At 57.8% G+C, this 22,241-nt stretch carries 22 protein-coding genes; all 22 read right to left on the bottom strand.

Annotated elements, in window-relative coordinates:
* Nucleotides 1-103: 103 nt before the first annotated feature.
* Entirely contained in the window at nucleotides 104-877 is a 774-nt protein-coding gene (locus tag PTZ19_RS21120) for a DUF817 domain-containing protein (protein WP_276357689.1), read from the bottom strand.
* A gap of 20 nt (nucleotides 878-897) precedes the next feature.
* On the bottom strand, nucleotides 898-1,122 hold the full coding sequence (locus tag PTZ19_RS21115; protein ID WP_276357613.1) for a helix-turn-helix domain-containing protein: 225 nt from the start codon (nucleotides 1,120-1,122) through the stop codon (nucleotides 898-900).
* A 10-nt stretch (nucleotides 1,123-1,132) separates the two neighbouring features.
* Nucleotides 1,133-1,606 (bottom strand): DUF2975 domain-containing protein, encoded by a 474-nt coding sequence (locus PTZ19_RS21110; protein ID WP_276357612.1) that lies wholly within the window; start codon nucleotides 1,604-1,606, stop codon nucleotides 1,133-1,135.
* Nucleotides 1,607-1,932: 326 nt separating this feature from the next.
* Nucleotides 1,933-3,291 carry an NAD-dependent malic enzyme gene (locus tag PTZ19_RS21105; RefSeq protein ID WP_276357688.1) on the bottom strand — a complete coding sequence of 453 codons (1,359 nt, stop codon included), beginning with the start codon at nucleotides 3,289-3,291 and terminating at the stop codon, nucleotides 1,933-1,935.
* Nucleotides 3,292-3,383: 92 nt separating this feature from the next.
* Nucleotides 3,384-3,890 carry a DUF2179 domain-containing protein gene (locus PTZ19_RS21100; protein WP_276357610.1) on the bottom strand — a complete coding sequence of 169 codons (507 nt, stop codon included), beginning with the start codon at nucleotides 3,888-3,890 and terminating at the stop codon, nucleotides 3,384-3,386.
* A gap of 60 nt (nucleotides 3,891-3,950) precedes the next feature.
* A complete protein-coding gene (locus tag PTZ19_RS21095) occupies nucleotides 3,951-5,120 on the bottom strand; it encodes an iron-containing alcohol dehydrogenase (RefSeq protein ID WP_276357609.1) in 1,170 nt (389 codons plus the stop codon).
* The gene (locus PTZ19_RS21090) at nucleotides 5,117-6,241 is read right to left on the bottom strand and encodes a Zn-dependent alcohol dehydrogenase (protein ID WP_276357608.1); all 1,125 of its coding nucleotides are present in this window, start codon (nucleotides 6,239-6,241) and stop codon (nucleotides 5,117-5,119) included. Before PTZ19_RS21090 ends, PTZ19_RS21095 begins: the two co-directional genes overlap by 4 nt.
* An 18-nt stretch (nucleotides 6,242-6,259) precedes the next feature.
* Nucleotides 6,260-7,750: an aldehyde dehydrogenase family protein gene (locus PTZ19_RS21085; RefSeq protein WP_276357607.1), complete on the bottom strand. Its 1,491-nt coding sequence runs from the start codon at nucleotides 7,748-7,750 to the stop codon at nucleotides 6,260-6,262.
* The gene (locus PTZ19_RS21080; protein WP_276357606.1) at nucleotides 7,747-9,078 is read right to left on the bottom strand and encodes a lyase family protein; all 1,332 of its coding nucleotides are present in this window, start codon (nucleotides 9,076-9,078) and stop codon (nucleotides 7,747-7,749) included. The genes PTZ19_RS21085 and PTZ19_RS21080 overlap by 4 nt, the downstream gene beginning before the upstream one ends.
* 12 nt (nucleotides 9,079-9,090) lie before the next feature.
* Nucleotides 9,091-10,038, bottom strand: coding sequence for an ABC transporter ATP-binding protein (locus tag PTZ19_RS21075; protein ID WP_276357605.1), 948 nt, complete (start codon nucleotides 10,036-10,038; stop codon nucleotides 9,091-9,093).
* Nucleotides 10,039-10,055: 17 nt separating this feature from the next.
* Nucleotides 10,056-11,498 (bottom strand): NAD-dependent succinate-semialdehyde dehydrogenase, encoded by a 1,443-nt coding sequence (locus PTZ19_RS21070; RefSeq protein WP_276357604.1) that lies wholly within the window; start codon nucleotides 11,496-11,498, stop codon nucleotides 10,056-10,058.
* 12 nt (nucleotides 11,499-11,510) lie between these two features.
* The gene (locus PTZ19_RS21065) at nucleotides 11,511-12,440 is read right to left on the bottom strand and encodes an ABC transporter substrate-binding protein (protein WP_276357603.1); all 930 of its coding nucleotides are present in this window, start codon (nucleotides 12,438-12,440) and stop codon (nucleotides 11,511-11,513) included.
* Between the two features lie 18 nt (nucleotides 12,441-12,458).
* A complete protein-coding gene (locus PTZ19_RS21060; RefSeq protein WP_276357687.1) occupies nucleotides 12,459-13,088 on the bottom strand; it encodes an ABC transporter permease in 630 nt (209 codons plus the stop codon).
* A gap of 22 nt (nucleotides 13,089-13,110) precedes the next feature.
* On the bottom strand, nucleotides 13,111-13,731 hold the full coding sequence (locus tag PTZ19_RS21055) for an ABC transporter permease (protein ID WP_276357602.1): 621 nt from the start codon (nucleotides 13,729-13,731) through the stop codon (nucleotides 13,111-13,113).
* The gene (locus tag PTZ19_RS21050) at nucleotides 13,728-14,864 is read right to left on the bottom strand and encodes a mandelate racemase/muconate lactonizing enzyme family protein (protein WP_276357600.1); all 1,137 of its coding nucleotides are present in this window, start codon (nucleotides 14,862-14,864) and stop codon (nucleotides 13,728-13,730) included. Before PTZ19_RS21050 ends, PTZ19_RS21055 begins: the two co-directional genes overlap by 4 nt.
* Before the next feature lie 196 nt (nucleotides 14,865-15,060).
* Nucleotides 15,061-15,984, bottom strand: coding sequence for an ABC transporter substrate-binding protein (locus PTZ19_RS21045; RefSeq protein ID WP_276357598.1), 924 nt, complete (start codon nucleotides 15,982-15,984; stop codon nucleotides 15,061-15,063).
* Complete coding sequence (locus PTZ19_RS21040; protein ID WP_276357596.1) at nucleotides 15,981-17,255, bottom strand: sigma-54-dependent transcriptional regulator; 1,275 nt, start codon at nucleotides 17,253-17,255, stop codon at nucleotides 15,981-15,983. The genes PTZ19_RS21045 and PTZ19_RS21040 overlap by 4 nt, the downstream gene beginning before the upstream one ends.
* Nucleotides 17,252-19,297 (bottom strand): PAS domain-containing sensor histidine kinase, encoded by a 2,046-nt coding sequence (locus tag PTZ19_RS21035; RefSeq protein ID WP_276357594.1) that lies wholly within the window; start codon nucleotides 19,295-19,297, stop codon nucleotides 17,252-17,254. Before PTZ19_RS21035 ends, PTZ19_RS21040 begins: the two co-directional genes overlap by 4 nt.
* A 162-nt stretch (nucleotides 19,298-19,459) precedes the next feature.
* Entirely contained in the window at nucleotides 19,460-20,476 is a 1,017-nt protein-coding gene (locus PTZ19_RS21030; RefSeq protein WP_276357593.1) for a cation diffusion facilitator family transporter, read from the bottom strand.
* A gap of 62 nt (nucleotides 20,477-20,538) precedes the next feature.
* Nucleotides 20,539-21,744 carry a histidine phosphatase family protein gene (locus PTZ19_RS25325; protein WP_339329351.1) on the bottom strand — a complete coding sequence of 402 codons (1,206 nt, stop codon included), beginning with the start codon at nucleotides 21,742-21,744 and terminating at the stop codon, nucleotides 20,539-20,541.
* 55 nt (nucleotides 21,745-21,799) lie between these two features.
* Entirely contained in the window at nucleotides 21,800-21,958 is a 159-nt protein-coding gene (locus tag PTZ19_RS21015; protein WP_276357591.1) for a DUF4177 domain-containing protein, read from the bottom strand.
* A gap of 35 nt (nucleotides 21,959-21,993) precedes the next feature.
* Nucleotides 21,994-22,241 (bottom strand): VOC family protein (locus PTZ19_RS21010; RefSeq protein WP_276357588.1); only part of this gene is annotated, 248 nt, incomplete at its 5' end.

Below are 22,241 nucleotides of genomic sequence, written 5' to 3'. Positions count from 1 at the left end.
CTTTTTAAAACCTATGAAAGACATTCGAGGAATAGTAACGCAACTCCTGCTCGGATATGAAAGAAAAGGCCGCTGTTACGCGGCCTTCGTCGTTCACGCACTGTCAACTTTGGAGTTGTCTGCCCGCTTTCACGTGCTTGAGCTGCGCGACGATGATGACGCTGATGATAACCAGAAGAAACCAGGAACTGATTTTGCCGAAGCCGACCATCTTCCAAGCCTGATGCTGATCGGGATACTTCCAAGCGTTGAAGAACGTCGCGATATTTTCGGCTAACCAGATGAAAAAACCGACGAGGAAGAACGCAAGCGTGAGCGGCATTCGATAAGTCACGGCTCGTACCCGATAGATGATCCTTGTTTTCCGGAAAACGACAACCACGAGCGCCGTCAGCCACCAGCGAAAATCGGGGATAAAATGATGCGTGAAGAAGTTCAGATAGATGGCGCCTCCCAGCAAAGCCGCCGGTATGAGCCCCGGCCATCCGGTCATGTCCATCTTCAGTCTGCGCCATATTTGGCACATGTAGCTGGCTACGCTCGCATACATGAATCCGCTATAAAGCGGCACGCCGAATAGTTTCGTAAACCCGGGTTCAGGATAAGACCAGGATCCCATTTTGACTTTATAGAGTTCCAGCATTAACCCGATGATATGGAAGACGCAGATGACTTTGATTTCGTCAAAGGTTTCCAATCCGCTGCGGTACATCGCGTATTGAACGCCGAGCAGTACGAGCAGGATGGCGTCGTAACGATAGATGACGGGCACTTCGATTGCGCTCGATAGCGCTAACGTCCCGAAAATCGCGACGGGAAACAAGCAGCTCATCGCCTGGTGGTAGCCGAAATGCAGCAGTTGTACGGTAGGTTTCATCATGATGTCCGGCTGCTTAGTTACGTTCCCTGAGCGTGATCGTCGTCTTGATATTCCAAAATATCGCCTGGCTGGCAATTCAAAGCCTTGCAAATCGCCTCTAAAGTGGAAATCCGGATCGCTTTCGCCTTGCCGTTCTTCAAGATCGAGAGGTTGGCCATGGTGATGCCGACTCTCTCCGAAAGCTCCGTCACGCTCATTTTCCGTTTCGCCAGCATCACGTCGATATTAATGATAATCGCCATGTTGTTCACCTCAGACCGTTAAATCGTTTTCCGATTTGATTTCGATGGCGTTGTTCAACAGGTTCTGCAGGACGGCTGCGAAGACCGCGATCACCAAAGAACCGAAAATCACGATCAGCCCAATCGCCATTAAACCGGGAGCATCGTCTTTCTCCGCCATGAGGTAGAGCAATGGAGCGATGGCCGCGTACAAGATGCAAATCGCGAATGCGCAGTATTTAATGACCTTAAGCGCCCGTACGGATAAGTCGGAAAATGCATCGTTCTTATCGATCAAGTTCAAAAGCCGGAAAGCCTGGTACAGCGCGATGAAAAACGGGATCGCCGATCCGTACATCCCCGTTAAGGCGGGATAGAGCCAAAGCGCCGGAAAATGTCCCTTCGCGTCAATGGCAAACGAAGGCAGCCCCCATACGCACAAAGCAAGCACCGGAACTCCCATCAAACAAACCGCTGCTTTCAAAAAGAGCGTCTCGCGTTTCATTCAAAGCACCTCTCGCTTCGTAATGGTCAATTTGAATTTACCACGTCGTTTATCGTAAATCAATAAATATTTATTTATTTGGAATGCACATTTATTGTACAAAACAAAAAAAGCTTGATTTCTCAAGCTTTTGCGTCTTCAGATCCCTATCCTTTTTTATCCATGCTTGCCCTGGATCGTTATGCGGTTCGCGTCTTCACGGAATCCACGGTTTCATTGACGATTCGCACCATGGCGTCGACGGCTGCGATCGGACTGCGATATCCGATCCCTCTATCCTTCAAAAAAAAGCCTGCAACTTACGCAGGCTGATCGTCGAATCTTCTCTAGCGGTATTCCTTCGGAATCCGTCTCGCCACGCCGGTCGCGATCGCCGCTTGGGTCACGCGGTCGCGGATCCGCTCGACGACGGTCTGGTCGAAGACGCTGGGAACGATGTAGTATTTGCTTAGTTTGTCCTCGGTAATCACCGAAGCGATCGCTTCGGCCGCCGCCAGCTTCATCTCCTCGTTGATCGCGGAAGCCCGGCAGTCCAGCGCCGCACGGAAGATGCCGGGAAAGCAGAGGACGTTGTTGATCTGGTTCGGATAATCCGATCGCCCCGTCGCGGCCACGGCGACGATGTCGTCGATTTCCCCCGGCAGGATCTCCGGCTGGGGATTCGCCATGGCGAACACGACGGGATTCGGCGCCATCGACATCACGTCTTCCCGATTCAAGAGTCCGCCTCCGGACACGCCGATGAATACGTCCGCTCCCCGCAAGGCATCGCGGAGGGATCCGGTCCTCCGGCTCGGGTTCGTGTATCGGGCATAATTCTCCTTGACCGCATTGGAGTAGGCTCCTCCCTCCACGAGAATCCCTTCCTTGTCGACGCCGATCAACTCTTTGACCCCGGCCGATAACAGGATGTTGCTGATGGCGACGCCGGCCGCTCCGATTCCGCAAACCACGACCGTGACGTCGGAAATCGACTTGCCGGCGATTTTCAGCGCGTTGATCAGACCGGCGTAGGTGACCACCGCGGTTCCGTGCTGATCGTCGTGGAAGACGGGGATGTCCAACTCTTCCCGGAGACGCGCCTCGATTTCGAAACACCGCGGAGAAGAGATGTCTTCCAGGTTGATGCCTCCGAAGGCGGGCGCGATCGCCTTGATCGTGCGGATGATTTCTTCGGTATCCGAAGTTTCCAGGCAAATCGGAAACGCGTCCACGCCCGCGAACTGCTTGAACAGCATGGCTTTTCCTTCCATGACCGGCATGGCGGCATGTGGACCGATGTCGCCGAGTCCAAGTACGGCGGTTCCGTCCGAAACGACGGCTACCGTATTCCGTTTGATCGTCAGCGAGAACGCCTTGTTCGGATCCTCCCGTATCGCCGTGCAAACCCGGGCGACGTCGGGCGTATACACGCGGGACAAATCGTCGCGGTTCTGGATATTCACCTTCGGAGCGACCTCGATTTTCCCGCCCAGATGAAGAAGGAACGTGCGGTCGGACGTATTGACGACGCGGATGCCGGGGATTTTCCCGATCGCCTCCGTGATCCTGACGATGCCGGCCGCATCCACCAGGTTCACCGTCATGTCGCGGATGCTGCTGTCGGGGCCTATATGGATCGTATCGATCGCGATAATGTCCCCGCCCATGCCGGAGACCATATTCGCCACCAAGCCGAAGTTCATCCGGTCTCCGCTGATCTCCAGCCGGATGATCACGCTCTGTCCGCCAAGCTCCGTATGCTGCTTCAGCCCCAAGAGACTTCCCTCCGATCTGCCTAAGTGCGCCTTGCCAGAAATCCTCCATGGAAAACCTTCGGTTCATAGCTGACGATGAACGCGTTCGGGTCTTCCGCCAGCACGTCCTGGAACAATTGCGGCTGCCGCTTGCGGGGAAGCACCACGGTATGCACCCAGCGCAATCCTTCTTTCCCCTCCCCGGCCCAGCGGGTCACGCCGTACCCTTTGCTTCTCAGCACGGCCGCGAGCTCCCCCCGCTCCTCTTTGGTGATGACTTGCACCGTGATGTAGCCGAGCGCCAAGCGCTCCTCGATCTTCACGCCAAGCAGAACGCCGGCCCCGTAGCTGAGACAATAGATCACCAGATTCAGCGGGTTGTCGAGGTTATCGAGCACGAGCTTGAAGCCGACCACGTAAATGCCGATTTCGACCGCGCTCATCAACGCCGCCACGTAGCGGAATCCCTTGACCATCAAGATGAAACGGACGGACAGCATCGTGACGTAAGTAATCTGAAGAATCACGATGGACAATAGGACGGACATGCCTCACCACCTGTCTGACAAAAGAACGTCAAAGTCCATCTTCCATGCTCTCATCGGAGTCTACCGGAGCAAGAGACTTGCGAAGCGCGCCAACTCGTCATCCGAGGCATAACGGCAGTTATTATTGCGCATAGGCGCATTCTCGGCCGAAGCCATCGTCGCGGCAAGCCTTTCCGCATCCGCTGCCGTTAACCCATCATCGGCAAGCGAAAGCTTCAGTCCCGAGTCTTCCACGAGCTTGCGGTAGAAAGCCGCGCCCGCGCGGGCCAACGTCTCGCTGCTCTCCGATTCTGCCGGCACCGCGCCCATCGCTTTCGCGATCGCCGCATGGATGGCTTCGTTGCCTTCGACGTTCCACTCGTAAACGCGGTAGAGGGAAACCGCGACCGCGCGTCCATGGTGGATGCGGGCCAACGTGCCAAGCGCATGGCCCATGCAATGCGCGATGCCGGTGCCTCCCTGCTCAATCGCCATTCCCCCGAGCATCGAGCCGATGCTCAGCTTTCCCCTTGCCGTCAGGTCCTGCGGATACTCGATCGCACGGAGCAAGCTGCCCGAAATCAGCCGAATCGCTTGAAGGCCGACGGCCTCGATCATCGCGTTGCTTCGCTTGCCGGCGACGGCTTCCAAGGCATGAATCAGCGCGTCCAGCCCGGTGGCCGCCGTCAGGTGCGGCGGCAACGCGACCGTCAGCGCCGGGTCGAGCACCGCCAGGTCCGGCGCGAGATCGTAATCCCAGCCCCACACTTTCACTTTGGCCGCATTGGAAAAGACGACCGTGCTCGTCACTTCGGCGCCCGTGCCCGACGTCGTCGGAATCATGATCGTCTTGATCCGCTTAGGTTGGAACGGATTTGCCATCAGCGCATAATGCTCCGTCGGATGCTCCGCCCCCGCCACCAAAGCCGCCAGCTTGGCGACGTCCATCGCCGATCCGCCGCCGAGCCCGATCACGCAGTCCGTGTTCGACTTCCGGATCACGTCCGCAGCCTGATCGATCGACGCGCTCGTCGGATCGCTCTGCACGTCGGAGAACAGCGTCACTTCCACGCTGTGTGCCCGCAGGGCGGAGACGATTTCTTCCGCCGTTCCGAGTTTCACCAACCCGGGGTCGGTCACGAGCACGGCATGACGGCTTCCGCTCAGCGATTTCACGTCTTCCCCGATACGCTTTGACCTTCCGATTCCGTACGCCACGCGGGTACGCATGCCGAAGTCGAAATCATTCATGCCGACTCACCTCCGAACTCGATGACCGTGCGGCCGACATTGACGCAGCAAGGATCGTGGAACGCATCCATCGCTTTGTTGATGTCCGGCAACGCGATCCGGTCCAGCACCAATTCGTCCAGTTTGAATTGGCCGTCCAAGTAAAGCTGCGCGATGATCGGGAAATCGCGGAAAGGATGCACGTCCCCATAGAAACTTCCCTTGAGCACTTTGCCGACACGGTGAAAACCGCCCGCCGGCAGCGACAGCTCCTTCTTCGGGTTGAACGCGCCCACGACGACCGTCGTGCCGCCTTTGCGCGTTCCTAACCATGCCGACTGGGCGGCCGTCGGATTGCCGGAGCAATCGATGGCATAATGGACGCCGTAACCCCCGGTCAGTTCTTTAAGCGCCCCTGCCGCATTGACCTCTCCGACGTTCACGACGTCGGTCGCGCCGAATTTGCGGGCCATCTCCAGGTTTTGCGGCTTCACGTCGCAAGCGATGATGCGGGAAGCGCCGGCGACGCGCGCGCCTTGGATCGCGTTGACGCCGACGCCGCCGATGCCGAACACGGCGACCGTCGAACCGGGTTTCACCTGCGCGGCACGGACCGCCGCCCCGAATCCGGTGGCCACTCCGCAGCCGATCAGCGAAGCTTGCGCCATCGGCATGCCGTTCGGCATTTTGATGCAACTCATTTCCGGAACCACCGCATACTCGGCGAAAGTGCTGAGCAAGGAGTTATGGTAAACCAACTTTCCGTTCTGGCTGAGCCTCGACGTGCCGTCCAGCAGCGTGCCGGCGAACATGGGACCGAATGCGGATTCGCACATATTCACTTGCCCCGTTCGGCAGAACTCGCACGTTCCGCAGAAAGGCACCCAACTTAGGGCGACCTTGTCCCCTGCCTTCACCGTATTCACGTTCGCGCCGACTTCGACGACGATGCCCGCTCCTTCGTGGCCGAGAATCGTCGGCAAGGGCGTGGATTCGTCCTCTATGGCGTTCAGGTCGCTGTGGCATACGCCCGTCGCCATGATTTTCACGAGCACTTCGCCCGCTTTCGGGGGCGCGAGCTCGACCTTCTCGATCGCGAGAGGCTGATTCGTCCCTTTCATGACCGCCGCTAACATTTCCATTGTCCGGTTCCTCCCGCCTCAGTGGGCAATCCAAATCGCCTTCATTTTCGTGTAGGAAGCCAAGCTGTGGATGGCGTATTCCTTGCCCCATCCGGATTGTTTGAAACCGCCGAACGGACTGGCGAAATCGTAGCAGCCGTAACGGTTCACGAACACTTGGCCCGCCTGCAGCCGCTTGGCGACCCGATGGGCGCGCGCGACATCGTTGGTCCATAACCCCGCGGCTAACCCGTAAATCGTGTCGTTCGCCATCCGCACGGCTTCCTCCTCGGTATCGAAAGGAATGACGCACAGCACCGGTCCGAAAATTTCTTCCTGCGCGATCGTCATGTCGTTGCTGACGTCCGCGAAAATCGTCGGACGGACGTAATAGCCGTCCGCGTTCGAGCCGTCCGTATCGCGATAGCCCCCGGCGACGAGTCGGGCGCCTTGCTGCTTGCCGATCTCGATGTACCGGAGAATGCTCTCCATATGAGCCTGCGACACCTGCGGCCCCTGGTCGCTGGCCGGATCGAACGGGTCGCCCAGCTTGTAGCTCTCGGCATAACGGACGAGTCCGGACACGACTTGATCGTAAACCGGACGCTGGACGAACAAACGGGTCGGGGCGCTGCATTTTTCCGCTTTATGCGTAAACAGCGCGTAGAAGGAACGCTCGATGGCCCCTTCGAGATTCGGCGCGTCGGCGAAAATGATGTTCGGCGACTTGCCTCCGAGCTCCAACGTGACGGGTTTCAGGTTCGAATCGGCGGAATCGTGGACGAGCTTTTTGCCCACCTGCGTGCTTCCCGTGAACGAAACTTTATCGACGTCCATGTGCGTCGTAATGTACGTCCCGACCCGTCCTTCGCCGAGGATCAAGTTGATGACGCCCTTCGGCAATACGCCGGCTTCGTGGATGATCTCGAACAGCCGGATGGCCGACAGCGAAGTGACGCTGGAAGGCTTCAGCACGACGGTATTCCCCATGGCGAGCGCGGGCGCGAGCTTCCAAACCGCCATGTCGATCGGGAAATTCCAAGGCACGATCTGTCCGCAGACGCCGACCGGGTCTCGGGTGGTCCAGCTCGTGAAGTTCCCCTCGACCGGATTCACTTCCCCGTAATACTTGTCGGTCCAGCCGGCGTAATATTCGAACAGGTCGGCGGACTCTTCCACGTCGTCGAGGTAGGCTTCTTTATATAGCTTGCCGTTGTCCAGCGACTCCAGGGTCGCCAGCTCGGCCTGATGTTCGCGGATCAGCGCGGAGATGCGGTGCAGCCGTCTGCCTCTTTCCTTGCGGCTCATCTCTTTCCACTCGCCGGATTCGAACGCCGAACGGGCGGCACGGACCGCCGCATCCACGTCTTCTTTGGAAGCGCCGGTAAACGACCCGATCGCTTTGCCGTTCGCGGGATTGACCGTCTCCACCGTCGTCCCGGATGCGCCGGGTACCCACGCTCCGTCGATATACAGGGTTTTCTTCTCTTTCAGCCATTCGGCCGCCCATTCCAATTGAGGTGCTTTCATTTTCTATCAACCTCGCTTTCGTATCTTGCGATGATCTCATCCTTGGACGACTCTTTCAGCCAGCGGCTGACTTGCGCGTAGCCATGCTTCTCCTTCAATTGGACCACGGCAGGGATAAACGTGCGGGACAAAACGCGGCAGCGCGCCTCGTCCGCCTCGATGCCGGCGATGCATTTATCCGTGAACAGCGCAACGGCATGGGCCAGCATGCGCATGGCGTCCAATACGTTGAACCCGGCCAATCCTTCCCAGACGTTCAAGTTCAATTCCCCATGCTCCAGCGAAGCTTGCACGGAACGGTCCAGCCCGATGACCTGGAAACAGCACTGGACCATCGTCTCCGGCACGACCGGATTGATTTTCCCCGGGAAGAAGGACGAGCCCGCCTGCACCGCCGGCAGCCTGAGCTCCCCGAATCCGGCTTCGGGCCCGGACGACAACAGCCGCAGATCCTTGGAGATCTTGATCAACACGCCGGAAAGCAGGCTCAGCTCGGCCGACACGGCGGCCAAGTCGTCCATGTTCTGCGAAGCGTCGTACAGATTGTCCCGGCAGCGAAGCGCGATGCCCGTCACCTCATGCAGCGCGCCCAGCGCATGTTCCCGATACGCGGGAGAAGCGCCTACGCCCGAACCGATGACCGTGCCGCCCAGGTTCACCGCATGAAGCGATTCCAAGGCGTTGACCAGCTTGCCCGTCCGGCGGCGCAGCGCTTGCGCGTAACCGGCGAACAGGTTGCCGAGCGTATCCGGCATCCCGTCCTGCAGGCAGGTACGGGTAATCGTAACGACTTCCCGCATTTCGCCGGATTTGAGCTCCAACGCCTCGGCGTGGCGATTCAGGGCATCCGTCAATCGCCGGCCCGCGCGGATCACGGAGATGCGGAGCGCCGTGTGGCAGGCATCGGAAGTCGACTGCGAAGCGTTGACGTGATCCGACGGCGAGACGGGCGCGTATTCGCCCCAATTGCCGCCCAGCATTTCGTTCGCCAAATTCGCGACGACTTCGTTCATGTTCATGTTGCTGCCGATGCTGCCGCCGCCGTGATAGGCATCGACGATGAAGTGATGATCGTGGACGCCTGATTGGATCTCCTCGCAAGCCTGCTCGATGGCCTGCCCGATCCGCCTCGGCAGCACGGCCGCCCGAGCATTGGCTCTCGCCGCTGCGCGTTTCACGTCCGCCAGCGCATGGATGAACTCCGGATAGGACCGCAGGGTCCTGCCGGAGAACGACATGTTCTCCGCGCTGCGCAACGTTTGAATCCCGTATAGGGCATCATCCGGCAGCTCCGCTTGGCCGAACGCGTCTTCTTCGATTCGCGGCACGCCTCTCGCCCCTTAATTCGCCAATTTCGTTAAGATCAGATCCATCGTCACGAACCCGACGCGGCGGTTGTTCGCATCGACGACGGGATATTCCCTCACGCGCTCTTCCACCATCCGGTTGAAAACGAGCTTGAGATCGTCGTTCAGCGACACGCCCTCGGATGCGGCCGCGGCTTCGTCCCCTGACGCGTAAACGTCTTCCACCTTCAAGAAGCCCATCTTCCGGTAGACGTCGCGTTCTCCGACCAACTGCCGGATGAAATCGTTCGCCGGTTGCATCAGGATGTCGTAAGGAGCCGCGAATTGCACGACTTTGCCCGCTTGCATGATGATGATCCGATCCGCCAGGCGGAACGCCTCTTCGACGTCATGCGTCACGAACAGGATCGTTTTCTTGGTCAGCCGCTGGATCCGCTGGAGCTCCTCCTGAAGGCTGCTTCGCGTGATCGCGTCGATCGCGCCGAACGGTTCGTCCATCAGCATGACCTTCGGATCCGCGGCGAGCGCCCGCGCGATGCCGACGCGCTGCTGCTGGCCTCCGGACAGCTGGCTCGGACGGCGCTTGCGGAAGACTTTCGGGTCCAGATGAACCAGTTCGAGCAGTTCGTCGATCCGCTTGTCGATCTTGGCCTCGTCCCAATTCAGCAGCCGCGGCACGACGGCGATATTCGCTTCGATCGTCATATGCGGGAACAAGCCGTTCTGCTGGATGACGTAGCCGATGCCCCGCCGCAGCTGTTCCGCCTGAACGTGGCGGATATCGACGCCGTCGATCGAGATGGTGCCGGACGTCGGGTCGTACAGGCGGTTGACCATTTTGAGCAGCGTCGTTTTGCCGCAGCCCGAGGGACCCAGGAAGACGATGAACTCGCCTTCCTTGATCTCCAGGGAAACGTCGTCTACCGCCGGGGAGGCCGTATTCGGGTATTGCTTCACGACGTTGTTGAACACGATGCCCATTGCCGGTTCCCCCCTCGTCAGAAATTCACGTTCAAATATTTGTATTCCAGGAAGTCGTCCACGCCGTGCCGGCCGCCTTCGCGTCCCATCCCGCTTTGCTTGATGCCGCCGAACGGCGCCTGGACATACCCGAGCGCGGATTCGTTGATGCCGATCATCCCGTATTCGAGGCGGTCGGACACGCGCATCGTCGTGGCCAAATCCGTCGTGTAGAAATAAGCGGCCAGCCCGTACGGCGTATCGTTGGCCATCCGGATGACCTCGTCTTCCGTCCGGAAGGGGATGAACGGAGCGACGGGACCGAACGTTTCTTCGCGGAAAATGTCCATGTCGGCGGTCACGTCCGTCAACACGGTCGGCGCGTAATAGCAACCCTGCGCATACTCCCCGTCCATCAGCCGGAAGCCGCCCGCCATCACTTTCGCGCCTTTCGCGACCGCGTCCTTCACGTGGTTGTCGACCTTGGCCAACGCCCGTTCATGGATCAGCGGTCCAACGTTCACGTCGTTCATGCCGTTGCCGACCGTCACTTGCTTGACCTTCTCCAGGAATTTAGCGGTAAACGTCTCTTGAACGGAGGCATGGACGAAAACCCGGTTCGCGCAAATGCACGTCTGTCCGTTGTTCTGGAACTTGTTGTACAGGAGTCCTTCGGCCGCGGCATCCAGATCGGCGTCCGGGAACACGATGAACGGAGCGTGGCCGCCGAGCTCCAGGGACACCTTCTTCACTTGCTTGGCGGATTGCTCGAGCAAGTATTTGCCGACGGCCGTGGAACCGGTGAAGCTGATTTTACGAACCTTCTCGTTCTCGAGGAATTCTTGGCCGATCTCCAACGCGTTGCCGGTGACGAGATTGACGACGCCCGCCGGCAAACCGGCCTGCTGGAAAATGTCGAACAGCGCGATGGCCGAGAGCGGCGTCTCCGGCGCCGGCTTCAGCACGGCCGTGCAGCCGGCGGCGAGCGCCGGGGCCAGCTTGCGGGTGATCATCGAAGACGGGAAGTTCCAAGGCGTGATCGCGGCGACGACGCCGATCGGCTGCCGCTGCACCAGGATCCGCTGGGTCGTGCGCGAGGACGGAATGACCTCACCGTAGATGCGCTTCGCTTCTTCGGAGTACCAGAGGAAGAAATCCGCTCCCCACAGCACCTCCCCTTTGGCTTCCTTCACCGGCTTGCCTTGCTCGAGCGTCATGATTTCCGCCAGCCGGTCCGCGTTCGCGACGATCAAGTCGTAAATCCTGCGCAAGCAGACGGAGCGTTCTTCCGCCGCCGTCTGCGACCATGCCGGGAAGGCCGCGTAAGCCGCTTCGACCGCGGCGCGGGCGTCCTCCCGCCCGCCGCTCGGGACCGTCGTGATCCGCTCGCCGGTCGCCGGGTTGAAAAGAGCGGACCGAAGGCTCGATCGCGCCTCGGTCCAATGGCCGTTAATGAACAGCTGGTTTCTGATCTCTGTCATGGAGTCCTCCGGTTATTCCTTGATCAGCTTGTTGTCGATCAAGAATTGTTTGGCTACGTCTTCGATTTCGGCTTTATCCGGGCCGTCGACTTTCCAATTCAGCGTCTGCACGGCGGCGTCGGTCAGCAGCGGCGCCAAGGCGTTCAGCTTGTCTTTGATCTCGGGCGCGGCGTCGAGCTTTTCCTTGCGGATCAGCGGAGCGACGTTGTAAACCGGGAAGAAGCCGACGTCGTCTTTGAGCAGCTGCAAGCCCATGCCGGCGATTTGGCCGTCCGTTCCGACCGATACCGTCACGTCGGACTCGTTGTTTTCCAGCGGCTTGTATCTCAGGCTGTAATCGATCTGGAACTGCTTCTTGAATTTGAAACCGCCCTTGTCGGCGAAAATTTTCTGCAAGCCCGGCAGTCCGTCCTCGCGGACGTCGAATTCCTGCGGATAGGACAGCACGAGTTCGGAGCTGTGGGCCGCCAGGTCGGTGAACGTCTTGATCCCGTATTTGTCGGCCGTTTCCTTCTTCATCGCGAAGCCGTACGTCGCGTTCTCCGACGCCGGATCCAGCCATTCGAGGTTCCATTGCTTGAAGCCTTCGCGCACTTTCTCCAGCGCTTTCGCCGGGTCTTTCTCCGGTTCCTTCTGTTCCATCATGACGGTCAGGCCCGTGCCGGTGTATTCCGGGTAGATGTCCAGATCGCCTTTCTTCAGCGCTTCGTAAGTCGGCGCCGTACCGCCGAGGCTCAGCTGCCGCTTGACTTTGATGCCCATGTCTTCCAGAAGCAGCGCGTACATTTCCCCGATCAGATGGTTCTCCGTGTTGTCCTTCGAACCGACCGTCATGGTCAAGTCCGACTTGCCGCCGTTTCCGCCCGCCTTATCGCCGCAAGCCGCGAGAGAACCCGCGAGTGTTACGACCGCAAGCAGGGAAAGCCAAGAACGTTTCTTCATCCGATAACCTCTCCTTTGTCAATGTGAGTAGCTGGTTTTTCGCTGCATGAAGCTGAAAACGATCTCGCTCAGGACAGCCAGAGCGGCAACGGGGACGGCTCCGATCAGCAGATAGCTTTTCGACATCATGCTGACTCCGTTGATGATGTAATTGCCCAGCCCTCCGCCGCCGATCAGGACGGCCAACGTCGCGCTGGCGATGATCTCGACCGAGGCGGTGCGGATGCCCGCCAGCATGACCGGCAAGGCCAGCGGCAGTTCCACTTTCCAGATCGTTTGCGTCGGCGACATGCCCATCCCTTTGGCCGCTTCCCTGATCGCGGGGTTGATTTCCCGGAACGCGACATAGGTGTTGATCAGGATGGGCGGGCATGCCAGCAGCGTAAGCGCCGCCGCCGCCGGAAGGAACCCGACGCCGAGCAGCGGCATCGCGAGGGCCAGGATCGCGAGGCTCGGTATCACGCGGAAAATGTTAACCGCGTTAATAATATAGTTCGCGACGTGCAGCCTTCTGGAGATCCAGATGCCGAGCGGGATGCAGATCAGCATGGCCGCGACCATCGAGGACGTGCTCAGCCAGACATGGGTCTTCATGTTCGCGAAGAAGACCGGGGTGTTCTCCGCGAAATATTCGCGGATTTGGTCCATTACGCTCACGTTCACACCTCCGTCAGTGCGTTCTCGGACTCAGGATTTTCTCGATCGCGCGGAACAGCAGGTCGGCTGCGATCGCCAGGATCGCGATGGTGACCGTGCCGGCGACGATTTTCCCGGTGTGGTCGTGATTCAAGCCTTGGTAGATCAATCGGCCCAAGCCGCCTGCGCCGATCCACGCGGCCACGGTGCCGATGGAGATGATCGAGACCGTGGCGACGCGGATGCCGGCGATCACCACCGGCACCGCCAGCGGGAGCTCGATTTTGGCGACGATCTGTCCTTTGCTCATGCCCATGCCCTTCGCCGCTTCGATCATCATCGGATCGATTCCCTTGATCGCCGCCGCGATGTTGCGGACCAGAATCATCTGGGCGTACGCGACGAGCCCGATCATGGCGGTCGTCGTTCCGAGGCCGGTGTACGGAATGAGCGCGGCATACAACGCCATGCTGGGTATCGTGTAGATGATGCCGAGCACTCCGGTAATCGGCGTCTGCAGCTTGCGGAACTTGGCGGTCAGGAAGCCGAGCGGGAGCGCGATGCACAGCGCGATCAGCAAGGAGGTGAACGTGAGCGACAAGTGTTCCCAGAAGAACGGCATCACTTTGTCGAAATTGCGGAACAGGTAACTCATGTCGCCTCACCTACGTACACCGTGTCGTACGCGTACCGCTCCATCGCCTCCAAATCCAGCTCGATGCCGAGTCCGGGCTTCTGAGGTAGCGCCAGATATCCTTCGGAATCGATCGTCAGTTTGTCTTGCTGGATGTAATCCCGGCGTTCGGGCGTCCAGGAAGGCGGATCGTACGGAAGCTCGAGATACGGGCAAAGGCTGACGGCTGCGGCCAAGTGTAGATTCGCCATCACGCCGATGCCGTTGGTCCACGTGTGGGGACTGAACCAAGCCCCGCCCGCTTGCACCATGTCGGCGATTTTGCGAACCTGCGTGATGCCGCCCGTCAACGCGACGTCGGGTTGGTACACGTCCAGCGAACCGAGGAAGTTCATTTCGCGGAAGTCGTGCATCCGCCGGTTCATCTCGCCGCCCGCGATACGGATGCCGCCGGCCATTTCGCGCAGCTTCGCGAGTCCGCGGAAATCGTGGCTGGGCAGCGGCTCTTCGAGCCAGTACACGCCGAGCTGTTCCAGTTCTTTCGCGACTTGGAACGCTTTCTTGAGATCCCATGTCGCCTCGGTGTCCCACGGCATTTTCCAGCCTTGGTTGGCGTCCACCATGATGTCCATCCGGTCTCCCACCGCAAGGCGAACCGCCTCCACGACTTTGATGTCGTCGCGGACGTCCCGGTGGTGGAACCGGATTTTCATCGCTTTGAAGCCCTGCGCCAGCAGCAGCTTCGCGCGTTCTGCCCGCGTTTCCGGCGTCACCATCTCGCCCGTCGAGGCGTAGGCGAGGATCTTGTCATTCCGTCCGCCCAGCAGCTTGTAGACCGGCTGGCCGGCCGCCTTCCCCATGAGATCCCACAGCGCCAAATCCAGCGGCCAGCATCGTCCGTAATGGAAATCGATGTTGTCGATGATTTGCGAATGCCGCTCGATGGCGAATGGGTCCTGGCCGATGAACAGGTGCTCATGCCCTGCGAAGCCGGTCATCAGATCGCCCGAACCGATTCCCGTAAAGCCTGCGTCGGTATGCACGAACACGACGGTCGCCGCGAACTTCCGGCGAGGGTTCGGATCCCAGGCCGCCTTGAACGGCGGATTCAGCGGAAGCAGGTAATGCTTGATTTCAATTCCCGTGATCTTCATGCGTTCACCTCGCTGCAAGCGTTTTCGAGATTCATTATGCAAGACTCGCGAACGCCTGCACAGACGGCGGCCTGCGCAAAAAATGGGCAAAACGGTGTAAAATAATTGTGCAATCCGCCCCCTTTACGAAAGCGCATTCATTTGGTAAGGAGACATGAAAAAGCCCCGGATCCGGCGATCCGAGGCTTCCTGTTTTTTAGGGTTCCAACAGCTTGTGCTTCACGAGGAAATCCCGAGACGTTTTCGTAACGTCCTTCTGCAAAATGTCCACCTGGTACATCAAATCGAGCATGTTCTCGTTCGTGATATAAGGCGTCAGCGATTCGAGCGTCTCCCGGATGTCCGGATACCGCTCCAGCGTCTTGTTCAAGATTACGGGCGCCGCATCGTACGGCGGAAACACCTTGCGGTCGTCCTGAAGAACGACCAGGTTGTTCTTCTTGATGCGCGGGTCGGACGCCATGCCGACCGCGACGTCTACCCGACCGTCCTTCACCGTCTGCGTCAGCAGGTCGGATTCGATGGCGACGACTTGATTGCGGGGAAGCGAGAAATCGTAGATTTTCATGAGCCGTTCCCAACCGTCTTCCCGCTCCAGGTATTCGTTGTTCGTGGCGAACTTCATTTTCGAATTACTCCGCCGGATATATTCGGCCAGATCGCTGATCTCGTAAATATGCAGCTGTTCCGAGATATCCTTGCGCATGAGAAGCGCCCAGCTGCTGTTGAATTGGCTCTTCGGCAGCCAGACGATTCCCTTGGCGGCATCTTCGCGCGACACTTGCTGATAAGCTTCTTCCGGATCGTACAAAGCCGTCCGTTTATGATAATAGATTCTCGCCGTCGTGGTATATTCCCAATACAGGTCCGCCACGCCCGCCTCCATCGCGCTTCTGACGGCTTGGCTGTCGAGGAAGACCATTTCGTTCACTTTGTATCCCTTGTCTCTCAGAAGCAGCGCGCTCATCTTCATCAGCAAATACTGCTCGGTGATCGATTTGGAACCGACCGTCACTTCGCCGCGCGGCTCGACCGCCGGCGGGATCTTCTTCCCTTCCGCTTTCGTTCCGCAGCCCGCCGCCATCAGAACGATCACGAGAGTCAGCAGCAGCCGTTTCATCGCCCGATTCTCTTCATTTTGTAGATCAAGGCATTGCGGGAGATGCCCAGTCGTTCGGCGGCTTTGCTTTGATTGCCTCCGGTTTGGTCCAAAGCGTCCAAAATCATCCGCGCTTCCACGTCCTCCAGCACGTCGTACAAACGGCCCTGCAGCCGCACGCCGTCTTTCGACCTCGACCCGCTTCCGGCATGCGAATCCGGAAGGTCTTCCGCGTCCAGGACGCCGCCTATTTTCAGCAGATGCATCCGTTCGACCATGTTCATCAGTTCGCTGATGTTTCCCTGCCACGGCAATTCCGTCATGGTCTGAAGCAGTCGATCCGACATCGTCAACGATTTCCCGTATCTCGCGTTCAACTGGTCCAGAATCTGTCCGATCAACAGCGGAATGTCCTCTTTGCGGTCGCGAAGCGCGGGGATCTCGACCTCCACGAGGTTCAGCCGATAATAGAGGTCGTCCCGGAACTTGCCTTCTTTCACGAGCGCCGGCAAGGATTGCGTCGTGGAGGTGATGAGCCGGATCTGGATCGGCAGGGATTCCCCGGTATCCGGAGCATACAGCCGGTTCTCCTCGAGCAATCTCAGCAGTTGAGCCTGCAACAGCGGAGTGAGGCTGGAGACTTCGTCCAGAAACAGCGTTCCTCCGTTTGCCGCCGCCGCTTTTCCGGAGGAACCGAACAGTTCCCGTTCCAGCAAGGATTCCGGCAGAGAGGCGCAGTTCACGGTCAGGAACGGCTGATCGCGCCGTCGGCTGTTCTCGTGGATCCATTTGGCCAGCGTCGTTTTGCCGGAGCCTCTCTCCCCGTTCAGCAGCACCGGAGCGTCGGTCGTCGCGATCCGGTCGAGTATGCCTCGCACCGCCTGCATTTTGGGGCTTTTGAAGACGGTTTGTCCGGATACGTCATCGAAAGACCGGTACGCTTCCGCCACGATATCGGCTAACTGCTTCAGGTCGAACGGTTTGTTCAAATAGTCCGAGGCGCCCCATTTCATCGCCAGCACCGCATTTTCCACGTTTCCATAGGCCGTAAGCATATATACCCGCGTGCGGGGAGACAGTTCTTTGATTTTCTTCAGCACTTCGAGGCCGATCATATCGGTCAGCATGTAGTCGAGAATGACGACGCGAACCGGATATTGCTGGATTTTCTTCAACGCCGCCTTGCCGTCGTACGCTTCGTAGGTCACGAATCCTTCCCGCTTCAGTTTCAACGCGATGTTCCTGCACAGCTTGATTTCGTCGTCCACGATCAGTACGCCTGGGGTCGTCATGCGGTTTCCTCCTTCTGCCTGAACGGAAAACGGCACCTGACCGCCGTTCCCTTGTTGCGTTCGCTGTTGATTTCCAGGCTGCCACCATGCTCCGCCATAATGTCGCGCGCGATGGACAGCCCGAGCCCGTTGCCGCTTTCCTTCGTCGAGAAGAACGGGTTGAACAGCCATTGCTGATGCTCTTCCATGATCCCTTGTCCTTCGTCGACGATCTCGACCCAGATTCCCGATTCGCCAATGCCGATCCGGACATGCAAAGCTCCTCCGTCCGGCATCGCTTCCATGCTGTTGACGAGCAAATTCAGGAACACCTGGACGAGCTTGTTCGCTTTGCCCTCGATCATCGGGATGTCCGAGGCGTATTCCTTATGGACCGCGATCCCGACTTCGTTGAATTTGATCCGGAGAAGATGGAGGACTCGGTCCACCAAATCGTCCAACCGGACGTTGACGGTCTGGTCCTGCTTCGTCCGGGCCATGGTGAGGAACTCGTTCACGATGAGGGACATGCGCCGGATTTCGCCGTCGATGTCCTGTACGAGCGTCGGCACCCATTCGGAATCGGGTTCCCGTTCCATTTCTTCGATGAGCAATTGAGAGGAACTCGCCAGCACCGCGAGCGGGTTTTTGAGCTCATGGGCAATGCCGGTGGTGATCTGTCCGATGATCGCGAGTTGTTCGCTCTGCTTGAAGTGGGACTCCATCATGCGGATTTGGGAAATATCCTGGATGACCGCGAGCACCCCGTCGTAAAACGGCGCGGTCACGACCTTCAAAATGCGGGTCACGCCTTGGCCGTCCGTCCAGCTCGTTTCCATGTCCTCATTCGGGGAGACGAGGAAGCCGAATTCGGGCAAATCCGTGACCTTCTTTCCTTCCCACTCCTTACCGGAGGATCCGAACAGTTCGACCCAGTTTCGGTTCACGCGCGTGATCACGCCTTGTTCATTGACGGTGACCAGCGCATAGGGAATGCCCTCGATAATGTCATGCAGGAAGCGATGGCTGTCCACGACCCTGTCGTTCATCTCCATGAGCGCGCGGATGAGTTCCCCGATCTCGTCCTTGCGCGTCATGAAAGCCTCGGGCAGCGGAGTCGGCGCTTTCTCGCTCTGGATGCGCTGCGCGAACTTCGTCAGCTTGAGGACGGGAATGAGCAGCTGCCGGCCCCCGAAGAGGATCAGGAAAATGATGAGCGCGAAAATGAGCGAGAAGCTGAGCGTGAGCGCCTTCGAAAGCGTTTGCACCGGCGCGAAAGCGACTTGTTCCGGAACGCCGAGCGCAAGCCCCCAATTCTCCCGCATGGTTTGATAGGTCATGACGCTTCTCGTTCCCCGGTAAGATTCCTGGATGGAGCCGGAGTCGCCGTTAAGGAGCAGCCGGACGATCGGTTCATTCGCGAAATCGAGGTTCCAATCCGCTTCCTCGGTGGAGGCGATGACGCGCCCTTCGTCGTCGATGATAAAGCTGAACCCCTCGCGGGACTCGCTCGTGCTTCTCAGGATATTCGAGAGGAAGTTTCGGCTGAGCTCCGCCACCAATACCCCGACGATCCGCCGATCGTCATAGAATACGGGGATCGCGACGGTTACCGTTTTTTCCGCCCTCACGTTGGAGATAATCCCCGAGACTACGTAGGTGTAGCTCCACTGGACATGATCGAACTTGGGATAATCGAAGATGACGTCCTGAATTTCCGGGCGGAACGGCGCCTCGAACTTCATCCGGCGGTCGGGATCGAGAAAATAGAGCGATTGGATGATCGTGCTTTTGGAGATGGCCTGCTTCGCTCTGGCATACATCGTCGGAAGATTCAGCGAATGTTGGTCCGAAACGCCGGCCACGAGCTGCAGCTGCGAGACGACGTCATTGATCTCGCTGTTCATCCGGTTGACGATGAGCTCGGCCATGATCTCGTTATTCTCGATGATATTCTTCTGCATGACGCGTTCGGAATATCGTACGATGACCTGGTGAATCGTCAGCGTCGGAAAGATGAGGATCAGGATGACGACGAGCAGGTATTTGCGGGTGATTTTCATTCGGGCAAGGATGCACCCCCGGGGGCACGCCGACAAAGGCTGCGCAGGTTCGAAGTAAGCGTATTCACATCATAGCAGGAAACCGGAAATACATGAAGAGCCATAACCGAATGGGGTCATGGCTCTTCGTGTGCACGGACACCTCTTCATGCGTGCCGCGAATCATGAACGATCGTTTGCTTTATCGGATCTGAATGTTTCGAGGTTCTTCCAGTTCTTAACCCCATTGTCTTCGATGATGCCGATCGTGACGTCGTTAATGTCCGCGTCCAGCAACAGGCTGTCCCGGATTTTGAATTTCATGTCGTCGGCGTCGGCAAGCGTCAAGCCCGGCTTGAGCTCAATCAGCCCGTCGACGTGGTAATAGCGGCCTTCCTGCAGGATTCTCAATTGGTAAATATCCGTGACGTTCGGATTAGAGAAGATGATCTTCGCCACTTTCTCCTCGACGTCAGGCGGCGCGGACACCCCGATTAATCCCACCATGTTATCGTATCCGACCCTGAAAGCGACGAGCAGCATCAGAAAACCGATCAAAATCGTACAGATCCCGTCAAGCAGCGTAAAGCTGGTCAGCGCGGTTACGACCACGGCAATCAGTGCCAATAAAGCTCCGGTCGTCGCCACCAAATCCTCGTAAAACACCAGCCGGGTCGGCGGCGCGGCTCGTCCGACGTTCCGGAACGCAGCCCCGAAGATTTGCAGGCCTTTCGCGTTCACGCGGGATTCATGAACGATTTCTTTCATGGCTTTCACCAGAATGAATCCGTCGACTGCAGTCGAGAGCAACAGAACCGCCAAGTTCAACCAGAAGCCGTGCGATTCCGTCGGGTGAGACATCAGATGAATGCCTTCCCGGACCGTTTCGTAAGCCATGATCGTGACGACGAGCACGGCGACCATGCAAAACAGATTGATGACCCGACCGAAACCGGTCGGAAACCGTCGGGTCGGTTTCTTCTCGGCCAATACGCTTCCCGTAAAGACGAATGCCTGATTGACCGCGTCCGCAATGGAATGCATCGTGGAGGCGAACATCGCTCCGCTCCCGGTTAATGCCGCCGCAATGCCTTTGACGATCGCGATACCGGCGTTGCCGACCGCTGCCGAAGCGGATGAGGTGTTCCCTTTTTTGAGAAGTTGAATAAAGGTCTGTTGACTGTCACTGTCTGCCGTCATTTAAAAAACGTTCCTCCCGGAGTCGTTGATGGAAAATAATACGCGACTCGGATCGATCCGTTTCAACATGTTGCAAGTTTGGCGATCTCGTCGGACTCCAGTATTTCGTGAGCCGGTTCTTTACGGCGTGCCGCTTTGATCATTGCTCGGGCGACATCCCGGCCCTCGATGGCTCTGTATTTGGCAAGCGGCCCGATCAACAAGCCGCCAAGCAGACGGAACAGAACAATGGCGGCTCGTTCACCGAACCGTTTCTCCGGGCGATCTCCGAGCAGCAACGAGGGACGCAGCACGACAAGTCGGGGCAACCCGAGGGCGGCCAAATCACGCTCCGTTTCCCCTTTCACGCGGCTGTAGAAAAACATCGAACGCTCGGAGGCGCCCATCGCCGTTACGATCACATAACCGGCAGCACCATACCGGCGGGCAATACGCCCCAATGCCATCGGGTAGGCATAATCGACCTGGCGGAATGCCGCCTGGCTACCCGCCTGTCTGATCGTCGTGCCGAGCGCGCAGAAGACTTCGGCGCCTTGCCATCGTTCGGCGTTCGCCTCCTCCTCCTCCAGACGGTCGAAGGAAACGATACGCTCCTCCAATTTCGGATGAGCCAAGCCGAGCTCCCGACGCACAAGCGCCGTCACGCGGCTATACGCCGGATCCTCCAGCAATTGACGCACAAGCTCGCGGCCGACCATTCCCGTCGCTCCCGCGACGACGGCTTTCATCCCGTGAGGTTGGGACATATTCCACAAACGATTGATAGACGTTTCTTCCCCATTCCTAAAAACAAGCTCATAGACATCCGGATTCGAAAGTTGTCTCCACTCGTCGAACCCATAAGAGCGATCATAATGTTTCAAGATCAAGGACATCAGGTTGCCATGTGTCACCACGGCAATATTTTTCTCGGGCAGCTTTACGATTTCTTCGATGACAGCGACACCTCTGGCCATCGCCTCGCGCGAAGATTCTCCACCTGGTAACTTCAAATCCAGATCAACAAAGGTCTTACGAAGATCGTTCATCCAGTCAGACAACGCTTCGGTAGACAAAGTCCTCTCGCGTAGCCGATCGTCAGTATGTATAGTCAAATCTAATCTCTGAGCTAGCGGTTGAATCGTCGAAATGGCTCTGTTAAAAGGACTGGAAACAACGTAATCAATAGGCTTATCATCGAAAAATCGAGCTAACCGACGAGCCTGTGCCTGTCCTTCCTCTGTTAACTCAGCCGAGGATTCTTGCCCGTTTGCCTTACAGTGCCTGATAAGGTATATACGCTTCAGGAGATCCCCTCCCCAGATATTTATTTAACGGGGTTACTTATTTTTCTAGAATAACGAGCGACATGGAAGCATTACTCTGGCTGCCGCTCATTGGTTCCTGACTGACGACTCTCCAGCCTTCGGAAAGCAATTGATTTAATTCATCAAGATTGTTTTTCTTTTCCGTTAAGAAGTATACGACTATTGCTCTTTGCATTGATTCCATCTCCTAAGTTGTAAGAGTTATAATGACTATTTCATACGCCTTGCGATAGGATGGTCTTCGTTCAGCTGCAACAAATCCCATAGGTTCCCATATAGATCTTTGAATACTGCGACGATTCCATAGGGTTGTTCTTTGGGTTCTCTAACAAATTCAATGCCGTTGGAAACCATATCGTTATAGTCTCTCCAGAAATCGTCTGTGTTCAGAAATAAGAAAACCCGCCCGCCAGATTGATATGCTCCCCTTGCAGTAGACAGTTGAAATAATGAAACTG

It is taken from the genome of Cohnella caldifontis (genome assembly GCF_029360585.1).
GTDB lineage: Bacteria > Bacillota > Bacilli > Paenibacillales > Paenibacillaceae > Cohnella > Cohnella caldifontis.
Note: the sequence above shows the minus strand (reverse complement) of the source record. Positions and strands in the feature narration are given on the sequence as shown.

Excerpts from the sequence above, each read along its gene's own strand:
- PTZ19_RS21035 (WP_276357594.1), bottom strand. The coding sequence starts at position 19,297 with ATGAAAATCACCCGCAAATACCTGCTCGTCGTCATCCTGATCCTCATC.
- PTZ19_RS21115 (WP_276357613.1), bottom strand. The coding sequence starts at position 1,122 with ATGGCGATTATCATTAATATCGACGTGATGCTGGCGAAACGGAAAATG.
- PTZ19_RS21045 (WP_276357598.1), bottom strand. The coding sequence starts at position 15,984 with ATGAAACGGCTGCTGCTGACTCTCGTGATCGTTCTGATGGCGGCGGGC.
- PTZ19_RS21030 (WP_276357593.1), bottom strand. The coding sequence starts at position 20,476 with ATGACGGCAGACAGTGACAGTCAACAGACCTTTATTCAACTTCTCAAA.
- PTZ19_RS21070 (WP_276357604.1), bottom strand. The coding sequence starts at position 11,498 with ATGACAGAGATCAGAAACCAGCTGTTCATTAACGGCCATTGGACCGAG.
- PTZ19_RS21075 (WP_276357605.1), bottom strand. The coding sequence starts at position 10,038 with ATGGGCATCGTGTTCAACAACGTCGTGAAGCAATACCCGAATACGGCC.
- PTZ19_RS21085 (WP_276357607.1), bottom strand. The coding sequence starts at position 7,750 with ATGAAAGCACCTCAATTGGAATGGGCGGCCGAATGGCTGAAAGAGAAG.
- PTZ19_RS21055 (WP_276357602.1), bottom strand. The coding sequence starts at position 13,731 with ATGAGTTACCTGTTCCGCAATTTCGACAAAGTGATGCCGTTCTTCTGG.
- PTZ19_RS21050 (WP_276357600.1), bottom strand. The coding sequence starts at position 14,864 with ATGAAGATCACGGGAATTGAAATCAAGCATTACCTGCTTCCGCTGAAT.
- PTZ19_RS21040 (WP_276357596.1), bottom strand. The coding sequence starts at position 17,255 with ATGACGACCCCAGGCGTACTGATCGTGGACGACGAAATCAAGCTGTGC.
- PTZ19_RS21105 (WP_276357688.1), bottom strand. The coding sequence starts at position 3,291 with ATGAACTTCGGCTTGGTGGCGAATATGGTCTCCGGCATGGGCGGGGAC.
- PTZ19_RS21065 (WP_276357603.1), bottom strand. The coding sequence starts at position 12,440 with ATGAAGAAACGTTCTTGGCTTTCCCTGCTTGCGGTCGTAACACTCGCG.
- PTZ19_RS21060 (WP_276357687.1), bottom strand. The coding sequence starts at position 13,088 with ATGGACCAAATCCGCGAATATTTCGCGGAGAACACCCCGGTCTTCTTC.
- PTZ19_RS21120 (WP_276357689.1), bottom strand. The coding sequence starts at position 877 with ATGAAACCTACCGTACAACTGCTGCATTTCGGCTACCACCAGGCGATG.
- PTZ19_RS21100 (WP_276357610.1), bottom strand. The coding sequence starts at position 3,890 with ATGTCCGTCCTATTGTCCATCGTGATTCTTCAGATTACTTACGTCACG.
- PTZ19_RS21095 (WP_276357609.1), bottom strand. The coding sequence starts at position 5,120 with ATGAATGATTTCGACTTCGGCATGCGTACCCGCGTGGCGTACGGAATC.
- PTZ19_RS21015 (WP_276357591.1), bottom strand. The coding sequence starts at position 21,958 with ATGCAAAGAGCAATAGTCGTATACTTCTTAACGGAAAAGAAAAACAAT.
- PTZ19_RS21090 (WP_276357608.1), bottom strand. The coding sequence starts at position 6,241 with ATGGAAATGTTAGCGGCGGTCATGAAAGGGACGAATCAGCCTCTCGCG.
- PTZ19_RS21110 (WP_276357612.1), bottom strand. The coding sequence starts at position 1,606 with ATGAAACGCGAGACGCTCTTTTTGAAAGCAGCGGTTTGTTTGATGGGA.